Below are 667 nucleotides of genomic sequence, written 5' to 3' on the forward strand. Positions count from 1 at the left end.
GGCGCGCTCGCAGACCCCGTGGATACCGCGGATGACCTTGTTGTAGGTCTGCTGGGCCTCGGTCAGCTCGCCTCCGGCGGGCTTCTTGTGCGGGTGGCGGAAGCCGTCGCCGGCGTTCTCGTAGCCGAGGTCCACGAGGGTCGGCATGTCCAGCTCGGTGGCGATCCGGTTGAGGGCGTCGATCAGGCCGTGGTGGCGGGCGCAGGTGGTGTCGTGCTCCCTGCCCGGGCGGACCGGTGAGACCCAGATCGGCCAGCCGTCCGGAGTGGAGATGACCTGCACGTTCCCCCCATGGTGCTTGTGTTTTCCGGACCACCAGAGGTCTGCGCCGTTGGGGCCGGGGGCGGCGACGCGGTCGGTGCGGATGACGGTGCCGTCGAGGTTCAGATGCGTCAGCCCGGCTGCCTTCGCACGCTCCAGCGCGGTTGACAGGTCCGGTGCGCCGGCGGCCAGGACGGCCAGTCCTTCGTGGAGGTAGCGGTAGGAGGTGGAGGCCGACAGGCCGTTGTCACGGGCGAGTTGGGCCAGCCGGGTGCCGTCGAGGAACCAGCGCAGCACGAGCACGGCCTGCTTGAAGCAGCCCAGTGCACGCCGTCCCTTGCGGGTCCTGGCCGCGATCCGGTGGTCGCGCAGGAGGCCGGCCAGGTGCTCGGCGGTGGACCGCTTC

1 protein-coding gene is annotated in these 667 nt (G+C 70.9%); it reads right to left on the minus strand.

The window, feature by feature from the left end; genetic code table 11:
* On the minus strand, window positions 1–667 hold a 667-nt coding region (locus tag VXC91_RS46505; protein WP_408057645.1), incomplete at both ends, for an HARBI1 family protein.

This window comes from Streptomyces chiangmaiensis (assembly GCF_036281785.1).
GTDB lineage: Bacteria > Actinomycetota > Actinomycetes > Streptomycetales > Streptomycetaceae > Streptomyces > Streptomyces chiangmaiensis.